The sequence below is a fragment of the Nocardia kruczakiae NBRC 101016 genome (assembly GCF_001612965.1).
Taxonomy (GTDB): Bacteria; Actinomycetota; Actinomycetes; order Mycobacteriales; family Mycobacteriaceae; genus Nocardia; species Nocardia kruczakiae.
This window is the reverse complement of record NZ_BDBL01000007.1, coordinates 133,772-154,627: the sequence shown is the minus strand read 5'-3', so window position 1 is coordinate 154,627 and position 20,856 is coordinate 133,772. Positions and strand designations below refer to the sequence as shown.

The window sequence follows — 20,856 nt, the reverse complement described above, 5'->3', positions numbered from 1 at the left end:
AGAGAACGATGGCAATCACCTCTGCGAACGACGCCGCGCGCAGATCCCCGGATACGGGTGAAGCGGCGGCGATGACGCACCGGCAGATCATGGAGGCCCTGTCCGGCCTGCTGCTGGGCATGTTCGTCGCGATCATCTCCTCCACGATCGTGACCAATGCGCTGCCGAAGATCATCGGCACGCTGGGCGGCGGACAGTCCGCCTACACCTGGGTCGTCACCGCCTCCCTGCTCGCGATGACGGCCACCACCCCGCTGTGGGGCAAACTCGCCGACCTGTTCAGCAAGAAGGCCCTCGTCCAGATCGCCCTGCTGATCTATGTGGCCGGCTCGGTGGTCGCGGGCCTGTCGCAGAATCCGGGCATGCTGATCGCCTGCCGCGCGGTGCAGGGCATCGGCGCGGGCGGTCTGTCCGCACTGGCCCAGATCGTGATGGCCGCGATGATCTCGCCGCGCGAACGCGGCCGCTACAGCGGCTACCTGGGCGCGGTGTTCGCGGTGGCGACCGTCGGCGGCCCGCTGCTCGGCGGTGTCATCACCGACACCAGCTGGCTGGGCTGGCGCTGGTGCTTCTACGTCGGTGTGCCGTTCGCGGTGGTCGCCCTGATCGTGCTGCAGCGCACGCTGCGGCTGCCCGTCACCCGGCGCGAGGTGAAGGTCGACTGGCTGGGCGCCTTCCTGGTCACCGCGGCGGTGTGCCTGCTGCTGGTGTGGGTCACCTTCGCCGGCGACAAGTACGCGTGGGCCTCCTGGCAGACCCTGGTGATGGTGCTCGGCGCCGTCGCCCTGGCCGTACTGTTCGTCTTCGCCGAACTGCGGGCCGCCGAGCCGATCGTGCCGATGCACCTGTTCGCCAATCGCACCATCACCCTCGCCTCGGCCGCCTCGCTGTTCATCGGTGTCGCGATGTTCGCGGGCACCGTGTTCTTCAGCCAGTACTTCCAACTGGCGCGCGGCGAATCGCCCACGATGTCGGGCATCATGACCATCCCGATGATCGGCGGCCTGTTCATCTCCTCCACGGTGTCGGGCCAGATCATCACCCGCACCGGCCGGTGGAAGGCGTGGCTGGTCACCGGCGGCTTCCTGGTGACCGCCGGACTGGGCCTGCTCGGCACCATCCGCTACGACACCAACTACTGGCTGGTCGCGATCTACATGGCGTTGATGGGCCTGGGCATCGGTATGACGATGCAGAACCTGGTGCTGTGCACCCAGAACCAGGTGGCGCCGCACGAACTGGGCGCGGCCAGCTCGCTGGTCACCTTCTTCCGCAGCCTCGGCGGTGCGATCGGCGTCTCGGCGCTCGGCGCGGTGATGGCCGAGCGGGTGAAGGACTACATCAGCGACGGGCTGAGCCACCTGAACCCGGCCGCGGCCGAAGCCATGGGCGGTGGCAACCAGATCCCGGACATCTCCGCCCTGCCCGGCCCGGTCCGCACGGTCGTCGAGGACGGCTACGGTCACGGCATCGCCGATGTGTTCTTCATCGCGGCGCCCATCGCGCTCGTCGCCTTCCTGCTGACCCTGTTCATCAAGGAGGTCGCACTGCGGACCACCGGTGCGCTGGCCCAGGCCGCCGAATCGGGCCCGGAGCCGGTGCTCCCGGCACAGATCATGGCCGAGGACGCCTCGGGCCTGGTGCCGGAGGAGTTCGTGAGCACCGGAATCACGATCCACGGCCGTGTCCAGGCCGGTGACGGCTCACCGGTGACGCGCACCGCGCTCACCCTGATCTCCCCCACCGGCCGCCAGATCGGCCGTGCCATCGCCCGTGGCGACGGGCACTACGCGCTCGACGCACCGGAACCCGGTTCCTATGTGCTGATCGCCTCCGCCGACGGCTTCCAGCCGCAGGCCACGCCGATCACCGTGGGCGCGCGACCGCTGGAACACGATGTGCGCCTGAGCGGCATGAGCGGATTGGCCGGCACCGTGCGAGCGGCCGACGACGGCACACCGGTGGCCGATGCGCTGGTGATCGTCACCGACAGCCGCGGTGACGTCCTGGCGGCGGGCGCTTCCGGCCCCGAGGGCGACTACGCGCTGACCGAACTGGTTCCCGGACCGGTCACCGTCGCGGTCAACGCCGCCACGTTCCAGCCGGTGGCGTTGCCGGCGGAGGTCGCGGGCCAGGGCATCACCCAGCTCGACGTGGTGCTCTCGCGCGGCGCGCAACTGCGGGGTGTCGTGCACGGCGCCCACGGTCCGCTGCGCGATGCCCGGGTGACCCTCGTCGATGCGGGAGGTGCGGTGATCGACAGCACCACCACCGACGCGGACGGCAGCTACCTGTTCGCCAATCTGGCGGTCGGCGACTACACGGTGGTGGCGGCCGGTTACCCGGCGACCACCTCCACGCTGACCCTGGCCGCGGGCACCGGTGACGACCACGTGATCGAGTTGGCGCACCCGCGCGACTGATCAGCGACAGTGTGGGCGCCGGATACGAATATCCGGCGCCCACAGTCGTATTCGGGGCCGCTATGGGCGGTGGCGCACCCGGGCGTCGGCGTAGAGACAGATCGCGGCGGCAGCGGCCAGATTCAGGCTTTCCGCGCGGCCGTGGATGGGGATGCGGATGCGGTGGTCGGCGCGGGCGGCGACGGCGGGGTCCAGGCCGTGCGCCTCGTTGCCGAAAAGCCATGCGGTGCCGCCGGATTCGCCCGCGGCACGGAGCAGATCGTCGGCGTCGTCGAGGTCGACCTCGCCGCGCGCGGTGGTGGCCAGAACGGTGATGTCGTTGTCGCGCAGGGTCGTCAGCACCGCGTCGATATCGCGGTCGCGGGCGATCGGGACGTGGAACAGGCTGCCCGCGCAGGCGCGCACACATTTGCCGTTGTGCGGATCCACCGAATCACCCGCCAGCACCACACCATCGGCACCGACCGCGTCTGCCACACGAATCAGGGTTCCGGCATTTCCGGGATCGGCGATCTCGACCGGAACGGCGAGCAAGCGGGAACCCGAGGCTACCTTTCCGGAAACAGGCCCGGGCTCCGCGGCCGGCGGCGCACCCCGTACGTCTCCGCGCGGCGAAACAACCTGTGCCAGTGGCCGATCGACGAGGCGGCAGACCGCGACCAATCCGGGCGGGGTGACCGTCTCACCCAAGTGTTCGGCGGCGCGCTCGCTCACCAGCGTGGTGCGCACGCCCAGCGCGGCGGCCGTGGCCACCAGTTCGTGTTCGCGTTCGGCCGCGCGAGTCGAGTAGAACAGCTCCTCGACCCGCTCGGTATCCAGGGCCGCGGCCACGGAATTGGCGCCCTCGGCCAGGAACAGGCCGGTTTTGCGGCGCGACACGGAGCGGTGCAGTTTGACAGCGGAAACGACCCGCGGATTGCGTTCCGACAGTTCCGGATTCGTCCGGTCGTCGGAGCCGCGCTCCGCGGGTCGTTTCGACGTGTTGGTCAACTGGTCGCAGCTCAGGCGGCCGGCGCGTTGACATCCTCCGGCAGGGCGGCCTTGGCCACCGCCACCAGGCCGGCGAACGCCTCGGCGTCGGAGACGGCGAGCTCGGCGAGGATCTTGCGGTCGACCTCGACACCCGCGGCCTTCAGGCCCTGGATGAAGCGGTTGTAGGTGATGTCGTTGAGCCGAGCCGCGGCGTTGATGCGCGCGATCCACAGCTTGCGGAAGTCACCCTTGCGCGCCCGGCGGTCCCGGTAGGCGTAGGTGAGCGAGTGCAGCTGCTGTTCCTTGGCCTTGCGGTACAGCCGCGAGCGCTGCCCGCGGTAGCCCTTGGAGGCCTCGAGCACGGAACGGCGCTTCTTCTGAGCGTTGACGGCCCTTTTGACGCGTGCCACTGGTCAGTCCTTGTTCGATCGAGGGGCGCGGCGGCGCCCACAGGTTGGGAGAGGGAACGGTGCGCGAGCGCGCTCAGATACCGAGCAGCTTCTTCACGCGACGGACGTCAGCGGGCGCGACGACCTCCGTGCCGTCCAGACGACGAGTCCGGCGGCTGGACTTGTGCTCGAGCAGGTGGCGACGGTTCGCCTGCTGGCGCAGCAGCTTGCCGCGACCGGACACCTTGAATCGCTTCGAGGTGCCGCTGTGGCTCTTCATCTTCGGCATGGATTCCTCAATCTTGTCTCGTTCCGGCGGCATCGCGTCGTGCGATACCGCCGGTGCTGTATCGGTTTACTGCGGGCTGGCCGCTTCGGCTTCCGGCGCGGGCGCCGAACCCGCCGCAGCGTCGCCCCCAGCGGGCGCGGAACTGCCCGGCGACGAACCACGCTGCGCGGTCTGCTGCGCGGCGGTCTGCGCCTTCACCCGGGTCTTCGCACCCTTGTGAGGTGCGAGGACCATCGTCATGTTCCGGCCGTCCTGCTTGGCGGAGGTCTCCACGAAGCCGAGGTCGGCGACATCGGAGGCCAGCCGCTGCAGCAGCCGGAACCCGAGTTCGGGACGCGACTGCTCGCGACCACGGAACATGATGGTGACCTTGACCTTCGACCCGGCCTCGAGGAACCGCATCACGTGTCCCCGCTTGGTCGCGTAGTCGTGGTCATCGATCTTCGGACGGAGCTTCTGCTCCTTGATCACGGTCTGCTGCTGGTTCTTGCGGGACTCGCGCGCCTTCTGCGCGGTCTCGTACTTGAACTTGCCGTAGTCCATGATCTTGCAGACCGGTGGACGCGCGTCCGGTGCGACCTCGACGAGGTCGAGGTCAGCCTCTTGGGCGACGCGTAGTGCATCTTCAACACGCACGATCCCCACCTGCTCACCCCCCGGTCCGATGAGTCGGACCTCGGGCACGCGAATGCGATCGTTGATGCGGGTCTCAGTGCTGATGGGGCCTCCTAGGTCAAGCGGTGTCATCCAACGACCGCGAGCAACAACTGCAACCCCATACCCAACACGAAAGCCCCGTTGCGGTATTTCACCGCCACGGGGCCCGAATGTCGACCGGTCGCCGCGGGCGTCCACCAACAGGACTGCCACCTCGACCTCGCCACGGACGGATCCGAGCGAGAACCCGCCGCATACGGCGGGTGACCGGACCATCGAACCTGGCACGCAGGCCGGCCGATGGTGGGAGTCGGGCTCCACTTACAGCCCCGAGCCGATGCGCTGGATCGGTTCCAACACGAGACCGGGGCGGTCGTCGCCGACCACTTTAACACCGCAGGCGCCCCTACTCCCAATCGGCCGCCCCCGCAACTCGTCGGCGCGAACTCGATGACATGCTACGGATATGAGCGAGCATGCCGGCGACCCGTCGGCCCTGAGTGAGTCCGCCGATCAGGAAACGGTGCGGGAGCTGGCCGACATCCCCGCCGTCGAGGTGATCAGCCGGGCCGCGGTGATGCTGATGAGCTCGGCCGCCGAGAAGCTCGGCCTCGCCGACGAGGATCCCGATTCCAGCCCTCGCCGCGATCTGGACGAGGCCCGCCGCGTGATCACGGCCCTCGCCGGCCTGGTGACGGCCTCGGTCGAATATCTGGGCCCGCACGCCGGCCCCATCCGCGAGGGTCTGCAGTCGCTGCAGCGCGCGTTCCGGGAGTCGTCGGCACATCCGGACGCGCCGGGCGCCGGACCGGGCGAGAAGTACACCGGGCCGGTCTACTGAGCTGAGGTTCTGCGCCGGGGATTCACCGCACGGCGATCCCCGACAGCAGGGTGGCGACGACGGCATCGACCGGTGGTGGCGCGAACGGGCGCGACGCTCCCGACAGCAACGACGACAGCACCGCGTCGTGGCAGATGCCCACCAGGACGGCGGCGGCCGCATCGACGTCCGCATCGGCCGCCAGCCGTCCCAGATCGCGTTCGGCACGCAGATAGACGACCAGTTCCTCGCGCCAAATCCGTTGCCGGCCTTGCATTTCGGCGAATCTGGCCAGGACCGCGGGCTGGGTGATCAGGCCCGCGAACACCGGCAATACCGCCTGATGCAGCGCCAGCCCCTGACGCAGGCACACCGCCAGGTTCTCCGCGAGATCGCCGCTCCCGGCGGCGGGCAGCGGCGGGAAGCTCCGATCCACCGATTCCACGTGGGCCCGCAGCGCCGCGGCGAGCAGTTCCTCCTTGTCGGCGAAATGGTTGTAGAGCACCCCGTCGGACACCCCGGCCGCCCGCGCGATGGCGCGCACGGTGAGCCCGGCGCTGCCCTGTTCGGCGAACAATTTCTCGGCCGTGGCGATCAGATGGGCACGCAGATCGCGGTCGTCGCGGTCGTGCAGCGCCGCCGCCCGTCGGGGTGACATGCGGATTACGGTAGTGCGACGGTGGCGGTGACGAGCCGGGAGGCCGCGCGCAACCGGACCGGGCCGTCACCGGCGTACGGCGCGAGCGCGGCGGCGACGGCTGCCCGGACCTCGGCATCGGTGCGGAAATCGTTGCGCAGCCGGTGATATCGGACGGGCCCCCAGCCCACGACGAATTCGGTGGCATCGTCGACGTCCGCGCCCCAGACGCTGTCGGTGACGACGAGTTCGTTCCCGATACCGGCGAATCCGGCCGCGCCGAGCAGGTCGGCGGCGGCCTCGGGATCGGCGAAGACGTCGAAGCCGTGTCCCACCTCGAAGCCGGGCAGATGCGCCGCGGCGGCGGCGAAGACGCCGGCGATCTCCGAGTCCGCCATGGCCGGGACCGCCACCGCGAGCCGCCCGCCGGGGCCCAGCGCGCGGGCGATATTGGTGAACGCCGCCACCGGGTCGGCGAAGAACATGATGCCGAACCGGCTGATCGCCACCTCGTAGGAGCCGGGTGCGAAGCCGAACACCTGGGCATCGCCCTGCTCGAACGAAATATTGCGCACGCCTTCGGCTTCGGCGAGCAGGCGCGCCCGCGCGAGCATCGGCCCGGAGAGGTCGACCCCGGTCGCCGAGGCCGCCCTGCGCGCCGCCGCTCGCGTCAATTGCCCGTTCCCGCAACCGATATCGAGGACGCGATCTCCCGGCCCGACCTGAGCCGCGGCCAGCAACGGCTCGTTGATTCCGGAGTTCACCGCGTCGTAGCGGCCGGCATGGTCTGCCCAGTGTTCGCCCTCGTATCCGTTCCACGCCTCGGACTGTGCGGTGTTGACGATGTGGGTCATCACGGTCTCCTCGCGATTATTATGAACACGCGTTCATGAACGAGTGTTCATAGTGACCGACGGGACGTACGGTCGTCAACGGCCGCAGCGCATCAGCGGCCACGGAATTCCGGCCACCATCGAGCCCCTGCATTCCTCAGCCGTGTCGGCGGATCGGACACCCGAGCACCCTGGGCGAATCACGCGTCCCGGCCGAACCGGCGGGCCACCGGGGCAACGCGGCTTACGAGTCCGTCGCGGATCAGTTGTCGCGCACAGCGATTCGGCGCAGAGCCGCTTCGGTCTCGGCGGCGAGAACGCCCACCAATTCGGTGGCCGAAGCGATCGAGGTGATCCGGTCGACGGCTTGGCCCGCCCACACCGGAACCGCGGTGAGGTCGTTGCGGGCGGCGGCGTCACGGTACTCGCGCAGGGCGGCCTCGTCGGTGCGCAGTTCGTCGTCGCGCCCGCGCCACCGGTCGATGAAGGGGTTGCGCAGCGTGCGGGCGGGATACTTCTCGGGCCACGGTGCGCCGCGCGCGATGTCGAGGGTCCAGTTCACCTCGGTATCGCCGCCGGTGGCATCCACCAGGGCCTTGCCCAGTTCGGCGGGCACCAGGGCCTCGTGGGTCGCCTGGAAGCGGGTGCCCACCATCGCTCCCGCCGCGCCGAGCGCCAAGGCGGCCGCGATCGCGCGACCGTCGGCGATGCCACCGGCGGCGAGCACCGGCACCGCACCCGCCAGATCGACGACCGTCGGCACGAACGAGAGGGTCCCGATGCCCTGGGCGGCGCAGTGCCCGCCGGCGTCGCTGCCCTGCGCCACCAGCACATCCGCGCCCGCGTCCAGCGCCCGGCGCGCCTCGTCGGCATCGGTGACCTGGACGATCAACACCGCACCGGCGTCCCGGACGGTCGCGGCCAGGGGCAGCGGATCGCCGAAGGACAACAGGACCGCCGCGGGGTCGAACGACAGCGCGTGGTCCAGGACGGTCCGGTCGATCGCCCAGCTCAAAAAGCCGACTCCCCATGGCGCGGTGGTGTTCTCGCGTACCAGTCGCAGTTCGCGCTCGACCCATTCCCGATCGCCGCGACCGCCACCGATGAGCCCCAGGCCGCCACCCTCGGACACCGCGGCGGCCAGCGCACCGCCCGCTTCCCCACCCATCGGCGCGGACACGATCGGGTGGCGGACGGAGAGGATTTCGGTGAACGCGGTCGGGATCGGCATACCCCGATCGTCGCAGGTGTGTGCGGCGGCGCGCGGACCGGTTGGTCGTTATCGCGCTCGAGCACCACCCACTTCGCGCGGTGACTTGCCCCAATCCGGGCATTTTCGCCGTCGCCACACGGTAGCCACCCTCTATGATTCGCCGAATGTCTTCCTGGGTACGTTCCAGCGGAAGACGTGACGATATCGGGGTGCAGCATGACCGCCAGAAGAGATCTGGACCACGAACTCGGCGGCCCGACCGCCGCCACGGATCTACTGACCGATCACGAGTGCGCCGACCTGTTGCTGCTGTTCACGCAGGCACGTCAGGAGGAGTCGACGGCGCTGTCGCAGTCGGTGGACGCGATGATCAGCGCCCTGCCGCGACCGCTGCGCACGCCGGCGAAGAAGATCATGTTCGGGAACCTGCTGGACTGATGACGGATCCGGTAACACGCGCCCAGCTCATCCTGCTCGCCCGCACCCTGCACGTACCGCCGGAACGGCTCGCGCATCTGGAACGGCTCGGCGCCGGGAATCTGCACGAATTACAGCAGCGAATGGCGGCGATCGTCTTCGATCAGCATGCCGAAACCTTCAAGCGCATAAGCAGATTGGTGCCGATCATCCCGCTCGGCATCTCGATGCCGCTGGTGCAGAAGCTGGTGCCGCCGGCGCTGACCGGGCGCGCGGCCGGCGCGGTGGGCGTCGACCATCCGAAGAAGGCCGCCGAAACCGTCGCGCTGCTGGGCGTCGGCTACGCCGCCGACTGCGCGCCGTATCTGGATCCGCGCACGGTCGGCGAACTGGCCGATATCGCGCCGCCGGAACCGATCGTGCAGATCGTCAACGAGGTGCTGCGCCGGCGCGACTACATCACCGCCGGACCGTTTCTCGGTTATGCCTCGCCACGGTTGATCGAGGCCGTGGAGCGCGGCGTGCCCGACGACGAAGGCCTGATCTTCTCGGCATCGTTCGCGTTCTCGACCAGCGCCCTGACTGCGGTGCTGCGCCAGTTGCTGAACGGCCCGGCGCGCCGGATGCCGCGCATGATCCAGACCGTCCTGCACGGGTCGCCGGAACTGCGGCTGGCGGCGTTGTCGATCTTCGCGCGCTGCGACACCGACGTCGTCGCCGATGTCGGCGATATCGTGCTGGGCCTCGGGACGCCCGCCGTGCTGGGCAATCTGGTGACGACCGCGATCCACGGGCGAGCAGTGCGCGATATGGCCGTCTTCTTCGACACCTTGCGTCCGGCCGCCCTGGCTTCGATGGCGGCACTGCCGATCTTCACCGATACCGCGGTCACCGCCGCCCTGCTGCAGGGCTTGGAGGGCTGCTCCGATCCGGCACCCTGGCGCGGATTGTTCGCCCTGCTGGCACAGCTCGATCCCACGATGCGGCCGGCGCTGGCCGATATGCTCGCGCAGCAGTCCGATGCCACCATCGCGGCCCTGCCCTCGCACGCCACCGAGGCCGATCTATGGCCCGTCCTGCTGGATATCGTTGCCACCGGTGATCATTCGGTCCAGACGCGGATCGGCAGCCGCTGGGCGATGCTGCCGCCGGAGCGCCGCGCGGGTGTGCAATGGCATCTGGACGAACGCGGCGACGACCCGCGGCTGACCACGGTGGCCGGCGCGGTGGCCGCCAGTTCGGTCTCGGTGGAAGAGGTCTTCTTCCGGCGTCGGCAGCTCGGCCGGCGCCGTGGCGCCGACAGCTGGGACGCCGTCTGAACGTCCAGACGCGACGGACCCACCGGAAACCTGGCGAGTCCGTCGCGCGATGCTCGGGGCTCAGCCGACGGCGGCGGTCTTGCGGCGCCCGGCCGGCTTCGCAGCCGCCGACTTGGCAGCCGTCGCCTTCTTGGCCCTGGTCGTCTTCTTCGGTGCGGCCGGCTTGTCGAGGACCTCGCGCAGGAACTGACCGGTGTAGCTGTCGGCAACGGCCGCAACGTCTTCCGGGGTGCCCTCTGCGATCACGGTGCCACCACCGGAGCCGCCCTCGGGACCCATATCGATCACCCAGTCGGAGGTCTTGATGACGTCCAGGTTGTGTTCGATGACGATCACCGTATTGCCCTTGTCGACCAATCCGTTGATCACCGCGAGCAGTTTGCGGATGTCCTCGAAGTGCAGGCCGGTGGTCGGCTCGTCGAGGATGTAGACCGTGCGCCCGGTCGAGCGCTTCTGCAGCTCGGCGGCCAGTTTCACGCGCTGCGCCTCACCACCGGACAGCGTCGGGGCGCTCTGGCCCAGCCGCACATATCCCAGGCCGACATCGACCAGCGTCTTGAGGTAACGGTGGATCGAGGTGACCGGCTCGAAGAATTCGGCCGCCTCCTCGATCGACATGTCGAGTACCTCGGCGATGGTCTTGCCCTTGTAGTGCACCTCGAGGGTTTCCCGGTTGTAGCGGGCGCCGTGGCACACCTCGCAGGGCACGTACACATCCGGCAGGAAGTTCATCTCGATCTTCAACGTGCCGTCGCCGGAACAGGCCTCACACCGCCCGCCCTTGACGTTGAAGGAGAACCGGCCCGGCTGATAGCCGCGCACCTTGGCCTCGGTGGTGGCCGCGAACAGGGTCCGGATCTTGTCGAAGACGCCGGTGTAGGTGGCCGGGTTCGAACGCGGGGTGCGTCCGATCGGCGACTGGTCGACCTGCACCAGCTTGTCGAGATGGTCGAGCCCGTTGATCCGGGTGTGCCGGCCGGGCACCTGTCGCGCACCGTTGAGCTTGTTCGCCAGGACGGTCGCCAGAATGTCGTTGACCAGCGTCGACTTCCCGGAGCCGGAGACGCCCGTCACCGACGTCAGCACGCCGAGCGGGAAGGCCACGTCGATACCGCGCAGATTGTGCTCGTTCGCCCCGACCACGGTGAGCTGCTTCTTCTTCGACACCGGCCGGCGCACCAGCGGCACCTCGATCACCTCGCGACCGGACAGGTAGGCGCCGGTCAGCGAGTTCGGATCCTCGAGCAGTCCCGGGTACGGGCCGCTGTAGACGACCTGGCCGCCGTGCTCGCCGGCCAGCGGGCCGATGTCGACGACCCAGTCCGAGGAGTGGATGGTGTCCTCGTCATGTTCGACCACGATCAGCGTATTGCCGAGATTGCGCAGCCGCGTGAGGGTTTCGATCAGACGCCGGTTGTCGCGCTGGTGCAGGCCGATGGACGGCTCGTCCAGCACGTACAGCACGCCGACCAGCCCCGAGCCGATCTGGGTGGCCAGCCGGATGCGCTGCGCCTCACCGCCGGACAGCGTCGCCGCCGCCCGCGACAGCGTCAGATATTCCAGGCCGACGTCGAGCAGGAAGCCCAGCCGGGCCTGAATCTCCTTGAGTACCTGACCGGCGATCGCGGCCTCCCGCTCCCCCAGCTCGAGCGAGTTCAGGAAGCGTGAGCAGTCGCGGATCGAGAGATCACACACCTCGGCGATGGAGCGGCGCCCGCCCTCGGCGTTGAGCGTGACGGCCAAAATCTCCGGGCGCAGTCGCGCACCGCTACAGACCGGGCACGGCACATCGCGCATGTACCCGTCGTAGTGCTCCTTCATCTGCTCGGATTCGGTGCTCTCCAGCCGCCGCTGCAGGAACGGCATCACGCCCTCGAAATCGGCGTAATACGACCGCTTGCGGCCGTAGCGGTTGGTGTAGGACACGTGCACCTGGTCGGAGCTGCCCTCGAGTACCGCCTTACGGGCCTTGAGCGGCAACGTGTTCCACGGCGCGTCCATCGAGAAGCCGATCGCCTCGGACAGCCCGGACAGCAACCGGTTGAAGTATTCGGCGGTCTGCCCGCGCGACCACGGGGCGATCGCGCCGTCGTTGAGGCTCAGTTCCGGATCGGGTACCACCAGATCCGGATCGACCTCCTTGCGAATGCCGAGACCGGTGCAGTCCGGGCAGGCGCCGTAGGGCGAGTTGAAGGAGAACGACCGCGGTTCCAGATCCTCGATATCGAGGGGGTGACCGTTCGGGCAGGCCAGTTTCTCGGAGAACCGCCGCTCGCGGTCGTGGGCGTGCTCGTCGCGGTCGACGAAGTCCAGGACCACGATGCCGTCGGCCAGCCGCAGCGCCGTCTCGATCGAATCCGTCAGTCGCTGTTTGGAAGTCGGCTTCACCGCCAGCCGGTCGATCACGACCTCGATGTCGTGCTTCTCCTGCTTCTTCAGCTTCGGCGGCTCGGTGAGCGGATACACCACACCGTCGACGCGCACCCGGGAGTACCCCTGGGTGTTGAGCTGGTCGAACAGGTCCACGAATTCGCCCTTGCGGGTCCGCACCACCGGAGCCAGCACCTGGAAGCGGGTGCCGGGCTCCATCTCCAGCACCTGATCCACGATCTGCTGCGGGGTCTGCTTGGCGATCAGCTCACCGCAGACCGGGCAGTGCGGCGTTCCGGCGCGGGCGTACAGCAGGCGCAGATAGTCGTAGACCTCGGTGATGGTGCCGACGGTCGAGCGCGGATTGCGGTTGGTCGACTTCTGGTCGATCGACACCGCCGGGGAGAGTCCCTCGATGAAATCCACATCGGGCTTGTCCATCTGCCCCAGGAACTGGCGCGCGTACGCCGACAGCGACTCGACGTAGCGGCGCTGACCCTCGGCGAAGATGGTGTCGAAGGCGAGGCTCGATTTACCGGATCCGGAGAGTCCGGTGAACACGATGAGGCTGTCGCGTGGCAGGTCGAGGTCCACTCCCTTCAGGTTGTGCTCCCGAGCTCCGCGCACGGTCAACAGATCCGCCACCGGCTGTCCCTTCTCGATCGAAATTCGGCGTCCAGAATCTCCCCGGACGCCATGCTAGGCACACCCACCGACAAGTTCGGCGACACGACCGCGAGCGGACGCCTCGGCACCGCCGCGAGCGGGCCCGGTCGTCACGCCGGACCGAGCACCACCACGGAGTTGTGCCCGCCCATACCGAGCGAGGTCTTCACCGTGAATCCGCCGTCGAACGGGGTGGGTCCGTCCAGCAGGCGAGGATGCGCCTCGGCCACGATCGGCGGCGCCACCACGACGCCGCGCTCGTAACCCAGGGCCGTCGCCGCGATCTCGACGCCGGCCGCCGCACCCATGCAATGTCCGGTCAGCGGTTTGATCGAATAGACCTGCGGGCGGTCGTCGAAGATCCGCGCCAGCACGGCCCGTTCGGCCACATCGCACTGCCGGGTCCCCGGACCGTGGGCGTTGTAGTAGCTCACGTCCCCGGGGCGCACCCCGGCCCGGTCCAGGGCCCGGTGCGTACAGTCCAGTATCCGCTCCAGACCGGGGTCCACGGACACGACGTGATAAGCGTCATTGGTCATCGCCCCGCCGAGCATCGCGCAGTACGGCCGCTCCACCTGCCGGGAGACCACGAACGCCACCGACGCCTCGCCGAAGCTGAATCCCCGGCTGCCCTCCTGAAACGGCCGGCACGCCTCCAGCGGATCGGCGTCGATCACCGCCGCGCCCATCTGCACGAAGTGGTGAACCATATCGGGGCTCGACGACAGGTCGGTGGTCACGCACACGACGTCGTCGGCGAAACCCTGATCCAGCCACATCTGCGCGGTGATCAGCGCGACATTGGCCGAACTGCAGGCCGCCGAGACGTTCATCGACGGTCCGTGGAAGCCGAACTCCTGCATCAGCAGCGAAATCGGGGTCGACGGCAGCAGCCGCAGATAGTCGCGGGAACGACGGCGGCTGTCGTCGGTGAGGTAGAAATCCTCCCAGTCCCGGACATCGCCGAGCACGATCGCGTGGATCACCCCGACCGTGCCGCCCGGACGCCAGCCTCGTTCGGCGGCATCGGCGATCGCCTCGCGCGCGGCCTCCTGCACCGCGCGGGCGTATCGGCTCGGGCTCAGCGACTCGTCGCCGCCGTCGGGTACCAGCGCAACCCACGCGTATTCGTCGCGGTCGGGACCGTAGCCGGGGTAGAGCCCGGCGGCCGCCTTACCGGTGTGCAGACCGCGCCACAGCGTTTCCCGGCCCCAGCCGTAACCGCTGACCACGCCGATACCTGCGATCGGCATACGATCTTGATATTCTCGAGTTGATATCGGGGTTGTGCTCGGCATTCGCGCTCCTACACCCGGCCTGGGCTACTGCCTCCGGCGTCACACCCGGTCCGGCCCCCCGACCGGACCGTACCCGAACCCGACAGCGTACCCTCCGCCGACAACACGGGAACCGGCACCCGTCATGATCACCCACCCGCCCGATCAGCACCTGAACTGTGACCGAACCAATACCGTCCACACTGTGATCCGCGGTACGTCACCATCAGAATGATCCCGTGCGCCAATTGACCTGAACAGACCATGATCAGGGGGTTACATGTGGTTGAGGCAGGTGAGAACCGGTCCGACGGCGTGATGGACGCCGAGCAACTCGCCCAGCGGTACCGCACACTGGTCGAGCACAGTCCCGACGGTGTCGTCGTGCACGAGGACGGCGTCGTCGTCTTCGCCAATCCGGCGATCGTGCGGCTGCTGGCCGCCCCGGGAGTGGACGAGGTGGTCGGGCATCCGGTCGCCCAGTTCGTGGCGCAACGTGACGTGCCGGCGATGCTCGAGCGCATCGACCGGCTGCATCAGACCGGCGACGCGTCCGAAACAGCGGAAATGACCCTGATCCGCTGCGACGGCCAGGCCGTCGACGTCGAGACGGTCTCGGTGCTCACCGTCTGGCAGAACCGGCTCGCCTATCAGGTGGTGATCCACGACCTCACCGCGCAACGCCGGGCCGAGGCCGCGCAACGCCGGGCCGAACACCACTTCACGGCCGTGGTGTCGCAACTCGAGGAGGGTGTGGTCGTCATCGACCGCGAGGGCCGGATCGAATCGATCAACCCGGCGGCGCTGCGCATCTTCGGTCAGGAGGGCGACAATCTGATCGGCCGCCGCATCGATTCGCTGCCGCTGGCGCTGCTGGACGCGAACGCCCAGCCGCTGGCCCCGAGCCATCACCCGGTGGCGCGGACGCTGGCCACCGGGGAAACCATCTCCCGCTACGTGTTCGGCGTGGACCGCCCGGACGGGCAGCGGCGCTGGCTGTCGGGTTCGAGCCGGTTGCTCAACCCCGGCGCACCCGACTCGCCGGCCGTCTCCTCGTTCAACGATGTCACCGAATTCCGTGCCAGCCGAAGGCAATTGGAGTATCAGGCGACCCACGATCCGCTCACCGGGCTGGCCAATCGGTCGCTGGTGCTCTCGCGGCTGGCGACCGCGCTGGGCGTCGACGAACAGTCGCCGGTGTCGAACGTGCTGTTCATCGACCTCGACGGATTCAAGGCGATCAACGACACCCTCGGCCACGCGATCGGCGATACGGTGCTGCAGATCGTGGCCCAGCGGCTGCAGCGCGGCCTGCGCACCGACGACGTGGTGGGCCGTATCGGCGGCGACGAATTCCTGGTGCTGCTGTCCGGCCGCACACAGCCGGACGATCTGGACGGACTGATCACCAGGCTGCGCCAGACCATGGCCGAGCCGATCATCGCCCGCGGCCACCGCATCCACATCGAGGCCTCGATCGGCGTCACCGCTTTGCGCCCGGGTGATCCGCGCACTCCCGAAGCGGTGCTGCACGACGCGGATCTGGCGATGTACCGTGCCAAGCCGGCGACCTCCGAGAGCAACGCGCTGGGACGGCGGCCGAACAACACCCACGCCTCCTGAAAGATCCGCGGATGATCCTCGAACACGCCCTGCTGTCCGCCGCGCCCGATCGCACGGGCCTGGTGGTGCAACATTTCACTACCGTATTCGCGGCGCGTTCACCTGCGACTACGGCGAGTCCGGCGAACCCCAACTAGACTCGACGATTCCGTTCTCTTCGCGCGCGGCCCGCTCGGCCCCTGTGGTGACAAGGAGTTCCGTTTTGCCCGACCGCCTCACCGAGGATCGCCCCGCCACCGATCGCGCCGCCGAACTGGAGCGGGAGCAGAGCTATCTCACCCTGCTGTATCAGCGGCTGGACGGTATGCGCGAATACGCACAGCGCCGGCTGCGGACGGTGTTGCTGGAAACCGGCGGCACCCCGCAGGCCCGCAGCGAACGCGAATCGTTCACCCAGCTCTACTCCGAGGATCTGGCCAAATACGACGCCGCCGAGAACGGGCTGTGCTTCGGCCGGATCGATCTGGCCGCGGAGAACACCGAGGACCCCGGCGAGACGGGCGCCGAGGGCGAGTACCGCTACATCGGCCGCCTCGGCATCCTCGACGAGGACGACGACTACAACACCCTGCTGCTCGACTGGCGGGCCCCGCTGGCCCGGCCGTTCTACCTCGCGACCACCGCTGCCCCCGACGGCGTGACTCGGCGCCGGCACATCCGCTCGCGCAATCGCAACGTGACCGGAATCAGCGACGAATACCTCGATCTGGAGATGGCGCGCCGCGCCGGCGCGATCGAGTCCGACGATGGCGGCGTCGGCAGTGAGAGCGCCCTGCTCACCGCCCTGAACGCGGCGCGCACCGGCCATATGACCGATATCGTCGAGACGATCCAGAGCGAGCAGGACGCCATCATCCGCTCCGAACACCGCAGCGTCCTGGTGGTCCAGGGCGGTCCGGGTACCGGCAAGACCGCGGTCGCGCTGCATCGTGCGGCGTATCTGCTCTACACCTACCGTCAGCAGCTCGACAAGGCCGGTGTGCTGATCATCGGCCCCAATTCCACCTTCCTCGACTACATCGGCCAGGTGCTTCCGTCACTGGGCGAGACCGGTGTGCTGCTGTCCACGATCGGCAATCTGTATCCGGGAGTCGAAGCGACACTGGAGGATTCGCTGCGCGCGGGCGAACTCAAGGGTTCGCTCGACATGCTCGATGTGCTGAAGAAGGCGGTGCGCGACCGGCAGGAGGTGCCGCGCGACCCGGTCCGCCTCGACTTCGACGGGTACGAGCTGACGCTGGATCGCAAGATCGCCACCCGCGCTCGCGGCCGGGCCCGCTCCTCGCGCCGCCCACACAACCTCGCCCGCCCGATCTTCGCCGCCTCGGTGGTCGACGCGCTGACCGACCAGCTGGCGCAGATCATCGGTAAGGACCAGTTCGCCGACACCGTCGACGAGGCCGATGCCGCCGCCGGCCGCCGCCCGTCGAATTCCGGGCGCAATCTGCTGAGCCAGGCCGACCTCACCGAGATCCGCGACGAGATGCGTGCCGACGCCGGCATTCAGCGCGCGATCGCGCAGTTGTGGCCGATCCTGACCCCCCAGCAGGTGCTCGCCGACCTGTGGGCCGAACCTGAGCGGCTGGCGCGTGCCGCGGACCGACTCAGCGCCGAGGACCGCAAGGAGCTGTTCCGCGCCCTCGACCCGGCGAGCGGGCCCGCCTTCGCGGCCGCGGACGCGCCGCTGCTCGACGAGCTGGCCGAATTGCTGGGCATCGACGACGCCGAGGAGCGGGAGCGCTCCCGCCGGCGGTGGCGTGCGCAGCTGGCCGAGGCGCAGGAGGCGCTCGACATCCTGACCGGTTCGGCGCCGCAGGACCTCGAGGACGACCTGGATCCGGAAATCCTGATGGCCTACGACCTGATCGACGCCGGTCAGCTCGCCGAACGCCAGCATGTGCGCAATCGTCAGACGACCGCCGAGCGGGCCGCCGGCGACCGCAGCTGGACCTACGGACACGTGATCATCGACGAGGCGCAGGAACTGTCGGAGATGGCGTGGCGAATGGTGATGCGGCGCATTCCGAATCGCTGGGTGACGGTGGTCGGCGATGTGGCGCAGACCGGCGATCCGGCGGGCGCGTCGTCGTGGCAGCGGATGCTCGAACCCTATGTCGCACAGCGCTGGAAGCTCACGGAACTGACGGTCAACTACCGCACGCCCGCCGAGATCATGGCGGTGGCCGCCGACGTGCTGGCGGCGATCGATCCGGAGGCGACCATCCCGCGGTCGGTCCGGGAATCCGGCTTTCCGCCGCGGGCCGTGCAGGTCGCGGCCGGCGGTTCGCTGGCCGCGGTCACCGAACTCGTCGCCGCCGAGGCCGGCAAGCCGGGCATCACGGCGGTCCTGGCCCCGCATGCGACGGTGAGCGAATTCGCCTCGCTGGCGGGCGAGTCCGTGCAGGTGCTGACGGTGGCCGAGGTCAAGGGCCTGGAGTTCGACTCGGTCGTGCTGGTGGAACCGCAGGCCATCCTGGACGAATCGCCGCGCGGGCTCAACGATCTGTACGTGGCGCTCACCCGTGCCACCCAGCGATTATCGGTGGTGCACACCGGGACGCTGCCCGAGGTCCTCGGCGCATTGCGCTGAGGCCCCGGGCGGCCGGTCATGCGAACGTCAGCGGACGGTGTGCACGATCAGGACATCGCTGCGCGACTTGCGGGCGACATCGGAGGGCACCGAGCCGAGCAGGCGCCCGGCCAGGGTGTTGAGGCCGCGGTTACCGACGACCAGCAGATCGGCCTCCACCTCCTTGACCAGGTTCAGCAGCGATTCGACGGGTTCGCCGACGACGGCCCGCTCCACGATGTTGGCCGCCCCGGCGGCGACCGCCTTGTCCCGCGCGACCCGCAGGATCTCGTTGGTGGGGGCCGAGCCGCGTACCTGGTAGGCCTCGTCCTTGAGGACGTCGGCCGCGGCGGCCACATCGCGGTCGTCGGTCGGGTAGTACGCGCACGCGACGTACAGGGTGGCGCCCGCGTCGCCGGCCAGCGCGGCAGCCTTCTCGACAGCGACATACGACGAATCCGAGCCATCGGTACCGACGACAATGGACCGGTAGGCGGTCATCTTTCCTCCAAACGTACAAGTGGGCGGATGCCTGCGCGCAATTCCGGAGCAGAAACCCGCGCGGGCAACTGCGCTAGACCATAACCGTTATCGCGGCGGAATCATCGACAATCGCAATACATCACATCGATGCGCCCCGCGATCCACAGGACACATTCGCCGGCCCGGCGGCCGCGCGACCCCGTCTCACCAGCGCCGATCCCGAATCCGGCGGTGTCGCGCTGCGATCGTCGTCGCAGTCGCGAACCCGCTTGTGGCCCTGGGATTTTCGTCACAGAACGGTTTTCCTCAATTGCCCGGACCGCGATTGCCCGGATGCACAGAGCGCACCCGGGCGTGATGGTGAGAACTCACAATTCACGACGGCGAGAACCGATTCCGGCGGTTTCCGGATACGCGAGGCAATAACCGCCGAATGTGGAATGCGGGTCCTTCCGCGTTCGTCAGAGGTGGAATAACGGTCCGGTGATTGTGGCGCCGAGATCGTCGACGCGGGCGAAGAAGGCGAACAGCATCAGGGCCGCACCGGCCAATGCGAGATCCTTGTTGAAATGAATCATCTCGCCCTGCTTGGCCTGCGCATCGGATTCCTTCCAGAAGGGGTGCATCAGGAATGCGGTCGGCAGCAGGAAGACGAACAGCAGCAGCGCACCCAGATCGGCCCACACTCCGAGCAGCACGCTCAAGGCGCCGAGCAGCAGGACCACCCCAGAACCCAGCACCGCCCCCTTCGCCATCGGAACACCCTTGCTGCGGGCGTAGCCGGTCATCGCGTCGGCCTGGGTCAGATGCCCGATCGCCGAACTCGCGAACAATATGACGAACAGAATGCGCCCGATCAGCACCAGAACACTCATCGCCAACTCCTCTGTCGGCCGGCAGCACCGCCGCCGGGCTGGTAGTACAGAATTCAACTACTTATGAGTTCGGATATTCCCGGAACCGGGGCGGCTGAAACGAATCAGCGATCCGGCGCGGGATCGCCCGGTGAGGCGTGGTGTGACAGTAGCGATGCGCGTGCGTATTCCAGCGGCGCCATTCCGATCTCGGTCGCGAATTCGCGACCGAAATGGGCCTGATCGAAATAGCCGAGTTCCAGCGCCAGCGTCGCCAGATCGTCGGTGCGGCCCTGTGCCAGCAGTTGTGCGCCGTCCTGGAGGCGATAGCGGCGCAACACCCATTTCGGCCCAGCGCCGACGTAGCGGCGGAACAGGCGTTGCAGGGTGCGGATCGGAATGTCGAAACGGGCGGTGACCTGATCGACCCGGGTCAGCTCGGGCTCGGCTTCCATCGCGGCGATGATCCGCAACACCAGCAGGTAGTTGTCGTCGGGTGCGCGGCGGCCCGCGGCCCGGGCGAAATAGGCGTCGACGATGTCACGGCGCTCCTCGGCCCTGTCGGTCGCCAGCACGCGTTCGGTCAGGCCCGCGGCCTCCGGCAGCACCTCGGTCAGTTCGATCGCGGTATCGCGCAGGGCGCCGACGTCGATGCCGGTGAAGGCGCCGAAGCCGCCGGGACGGAATTTGGCGGCGAAGGTCTCCCCCTTCCCCGTCAGTTCGCGCACGAATTTGCCGGTGGTCACACCGTTGACGAATCCGCCGGTGCGGGTGGCGGATCGTTCGAAGCTGACGTTGACCGAGGGGAACGGCAGCACCTGCGCCTGATAGGGCGGCCGGCCGCGCAGATCCCAGGAGACCGACCAATACCATTCGACGAATTCGGCCGTCTGCGGGCCGGCCGGCAACCGGATCAGCCGCCGGTGACGCTCCTGCTCGCGGGGATGCAGGATGCCCTTGGTGACCTCCGGCGGAGGCACCGGAACCGGATGCAGCGCAGCGCTTTTCGCGCGCTCCTCACCGGCCGGCACGGCCCGTCTCCCGC

At 68.5% G+C, this 20,856-nt stretch carries 18 protein-coding genes; 6 read left to right on the top strand and 12 right to left on the bottom strand.

Translation table 11 applies throughout. The annotated features are described in order from the left end of the window. Nucleotides 1-8 precede the first annotated feature (8 nt). A complete protein-coding gene (locus NK1_RS07800; RefSeq protein ID WP_245660387.1) occupies nt 9-2,423 on the top strand; it encodes an MFS transporter in 2,415 nt (804 codons plus the stop codon). A gap of 60 nt (nt 2,424-2,483) precedes the next feature. Here the strand turns inward: NK1_RS07800 and NK1_RS07795 are convergent, their stop codons facing one another. The 4 genes from NK1_RS07795 to infC all read right to left on the bottom strand — a co-directional run bounded on the left by NK1_RS07795 (nt 2,484) and on the right by infC (nt 4,820). Further along, entirely contained in the window at nt 2,484-3,353 is an 870-nt protein-coding gene (locus NK1_RS07795) for a TrmH family RNA methyltransferase (protein WP_063007927.1), read from the bottom strand. A gap of 71 nt (nt 3,354-3,424) precedes the next feature. Then, nucleotides 3,425-3,805 carry a 50S ribosomal protein L20 gene (rplT, locus tag NK1_RS07790; RefSeq protein ID WP_025348785.1) on the bottom strand — a complete coding sequence of 127 codons (381 nt, stop codon included), beginning with the start codon at nt 3,803-3,805 and terminating at the stop codon, nt 3,425-3,427. Nucleotides 3,806-3,878: 73 nt separating this feature from the next. Continuing rightward, a complete protein-coding gene (rpmI, locus tag NK1_RS07785) occupies nt 3,879-4,073 on the bottom strand; it encodes a 50S ribosomal protein L35 (protein ID WP_030518931.1) in 195 nt (64 codons plus the stop codon). Nucleotides 4,074-4,139: 66 nt separating this feature from the next. Further along, on the bottom strand, nt 4,140-4,820 hold the full coding sequence (gene infC / locus NK1_RS07780) for a translation initiation factor IF-3 (RefSeq protein WP_063007855.1): 681 nt from the start codon (nt 4,818-4,820) through the stop codon (nt 4,140-4,142). A 376-nt stretch (nt 4,821-5,196) separates the two neighbouring features. On the opposite strand from infC, the gene NK1_RS07775 reads away from it, so the two are divergent. Further along, nucleotides 5,197-5,571, top strand: a complete 375-nt coding sequence (locus NK1_RS07775; RefSeq protein ID WP_051042309.1) for a DUF1844 domain-containing protein — start codon at nt 5,197-5,199, stop codon at nt 5,569-5,571. 22 nt (nt 5,572-5,593) lie between these two features. Here the strand turns inward: NK1_RS07775 and NK1_RS07770 are convergent, their stop codons facing one another. From NK1_RS07770 to NK1_RS07760, 3 genes are all read right to left on the bottom strand, one after another. Beyond that, a complete protein-coding gene (locus tag NK1_RS07770; RefSeq protein ID WP_063007854.1) occupies nt 5,594-6,208 on the bottom strand; it encodes a TetR/AcrR family transcriptional regulator in 615 nt (204 codons plus the stop codon). Between the two features lie 5 nt (nt 6,209-6,213). Continuing rightward, a complete protein-coding gene (locus tag NK1_RS07765; protein WP_063007853.1) occupies nt 6,214-7,041 on the bottom strand; it encodes a class I SAM-dependent methyltransferase in 828 nt (275 codons plus the stop codon). 241 nt (nt 7,042-7,282) lie between these two features. Then, nucleotides 7,283-8,251 carry an NAD(P)H-dependent flavin oxidoreductase gene (locus tag NK1_RS07760; protein ID WP_063007852.1) on the bottom strand — a complete coding sequence of 323 codons (969 nt, stop codon included), beginning with the start codon at nt 8,249-8,251 and terminating at the stop codon, nt 7,283-7,285. A gap of 198 nt (nt 8,252-8,449) precedes the next feature. Between NK1_RS07760 and NK1_RS07755 the strand changes: the two genes are divergently transcribed. Both NK1_RS07755 and NK1_RS07750 read left to right on the top strand, forming a co-directional pair. Next, complete coding sequence (locus tag NK1_RS07755; protein WP_063007851.1) at nt 8,450-8,671, top strand: hypothetical protein; 222 nt, start codon at nt 8,450-8,452, stop codon at nt 8,669-8,671. Then, the gene (locus NK1_RS07750; RefSeq protein ID WP_063007850.1) at nt 8,671-9,969 is read left to right on the top strand and encodes a hypothetical protein; all 1,299 of its coding nucleotides are present in this window, start codon (nt 8,671-8,673) and stop codon (nt 9,967-9,969) included. The genes NK1_RS07755 and NK1_RS07750 overlap by 1 nt, the downstream gene beginning before the upstream one ends. Nucleotides 9,970-10,029: 60 nt before the next feature. On the opposite strand, the gene uvrA is transcribed toward NK1_RS07750, so the two are convergent. Together uvrA and NK1_RS07740 are read right to left on the bottom strand one after the other, a co-directional pair. After that, nucleotides 10,030-12,984 carry an excinuclease ABC subunit UvrA gene (gene uvrA, locus NK1_RS07745; protein WP_063007849.1) on the bottom strand — a complete coding sequence of 985 codons (2,955 nt, stop codon included), beginning with the start codon at nt 12,982-12,984 and terminating at the stop codon, nt 10,030-10,032. Between the two features lie 131 nt (nt 12,985-13,115). After that, complete coding sequence (locus NK1_RS07740; RefSeq protein WP_063007848.1) at nt 13,116-14,258, bottom strand: beta-ketoacyl synthase N-terminal-like domain-containing protein; 1,143 nt, start codon at nt 14,256-14,258, stop codon at nt 13,116-13,118. 306 nt (nt 14,259-14,564) lie between these two features. Between NK1_RS07740 and NK1_RS07735 the strand changes: the two genes are divergently transcribed. Next, nucleotides 14,565-15,905, top strand: a complete 1,341-nt coding sequence (locus tag NK1_RS07735) for a diguanylate cyclase domain-containing protein (RefSeq protein WP_310406498.1) — start codon at nt 14,565-14,567, stop codon at nt 15,903-15,905. A 202-nt stretch (nt 15,906-16,107) separates the two neighbouring features. Further along, nucleotides 16,108-18,495: a HelD family protein gene (locus NK1_RS07730; protein WP_063007846.1), complete on the top strand. Its 2,388-nt coding sequence runs from the start codon at nt 16,108-16,110 to the stop codon at nt 18,493-18,495. Between the two features lie 27 nt (nt 18,496-18,522). Here NK1_RS07730 and NK1_RS07725 read toward each other — a convergent pair whose 3' ends face one another. From NK1_RS07725 to NK1_RS07715, 3 genes are all read right to left on the bottom strand, one after another. Then, nucleotides 18,523-18,975: a universal stress protein gene (locus NK1_RS07725; RefSeq protein ID WP_063007845.1), complete on the bottom strand. Its 453-nt coding sequence runs from the start codon at nt 18,973-18,975 to the stop codon at nt 18,523-18,525. Between the two features lie 443 nt (nt 18,976-19,418). Next, a complete protein-coding gene (locus NK1_RS07720) occupies nt 19,419-19,832 on the bottom strand; it encodes a DoxX family membrane protein (protein WP_063007844.1) in 414 nt (137 codons plus the stop codon). Between the two features lie 104 nt (nt 19,833-19,936). Continuing rightward, nucleotides 19,937-20,842 (bottom strand): AraC family transcriptional regulator, encoded by a 906-nt coding sequence (locus tag NK1_RS07715; RefSeq protein ID WP_245660386.1) that lies wholly within the window; start codon nt 20,840-20,842, stop codon nt 19,937-19,939. Nucleotides 20,843-20,856 lie beyond the last annotated feature (14 nt).

Coding starts and splice junctions, on each gene's coding strand:
- NK1_RS07740 (WP_063007848.1), bottom strand. CDS start 14,258: ATGCCGATCGCAGGTATCGGCGTGGTCAGCGGTTACGGCTGGGGCCGG.
- NK1_RS07760 (WP_063007852.1), bottom strand. CDS start 8,251: ATGCCGATCCCGACCGCGTTCACCGAAATCCTCTCCGTCCGCCACCCG.
- NK1_RS07720 (WP_063007844.1), bottom strand. CDS start 19,832: ATGAGTGTTCTGGTGCTGATCGGGCGCATTCTGTTCGTCATATTGTTC.
- NK1_RS07775 (WP_051042309.1), top strand. CDS start 5,197: ATGAGCGAGCATGCCGGCGACCCGTCGGCCCTGAGTGAGTCCGCCGAT.
- NK1_RS07750 (WP_063007850.1), top strand. CDS start 8,671: ATGACGGATCCGGTAACACGCGCCCAGCTCATCCTGCTCGCCCGCACC.
- NK1_RS07770 (WP_063007854.1), bottom strand. CDS start 6,208: ATGTCACCCCGACGGGCGGCGGCGCTGCACGACCGCGACGACCGCGAT.
- NK1_RS07800 (WP_245660387.1), top strand. CDS start 9: ATGGCAATCACCTCTGCGAACGACGCCGCGCGCAGATCCCCGGATACG.
- NK1_RS07765 (WP_063007853.1), bottom strand. CDS start 7,041: ATGACCCACATCGTCAACACCGCACAGTCCGAGGCGTGGAACGGATAC.
- rpmI (WP_030518931.1), bottom strand. CDS start 4,073: ATGCCGAAGATGAAGAGCCACAGCGGCACCTCGAAGCGATTCAAGGTG.
- NK1_RS07755 (WP_063007851.1), top strand. CDS start 8,450: ATGACCGCCAGAAGAGATCTGGACCACGAACTCGGCGGCCCGACCGCC.
- NK1_RS07725 (WP_063007845.1), bottom strand. CDS start 18,975: ATGACCGCCTACCGGTCCATTGTCGTCGGTACCGATGGCTCGGATTCG.
- infC (WP_063007855.1), bottom strand. CDS start 4,820: ATGACACCGCTTGACCTAGGAGGCCCCATCAGCACTGAGACCCGCATC.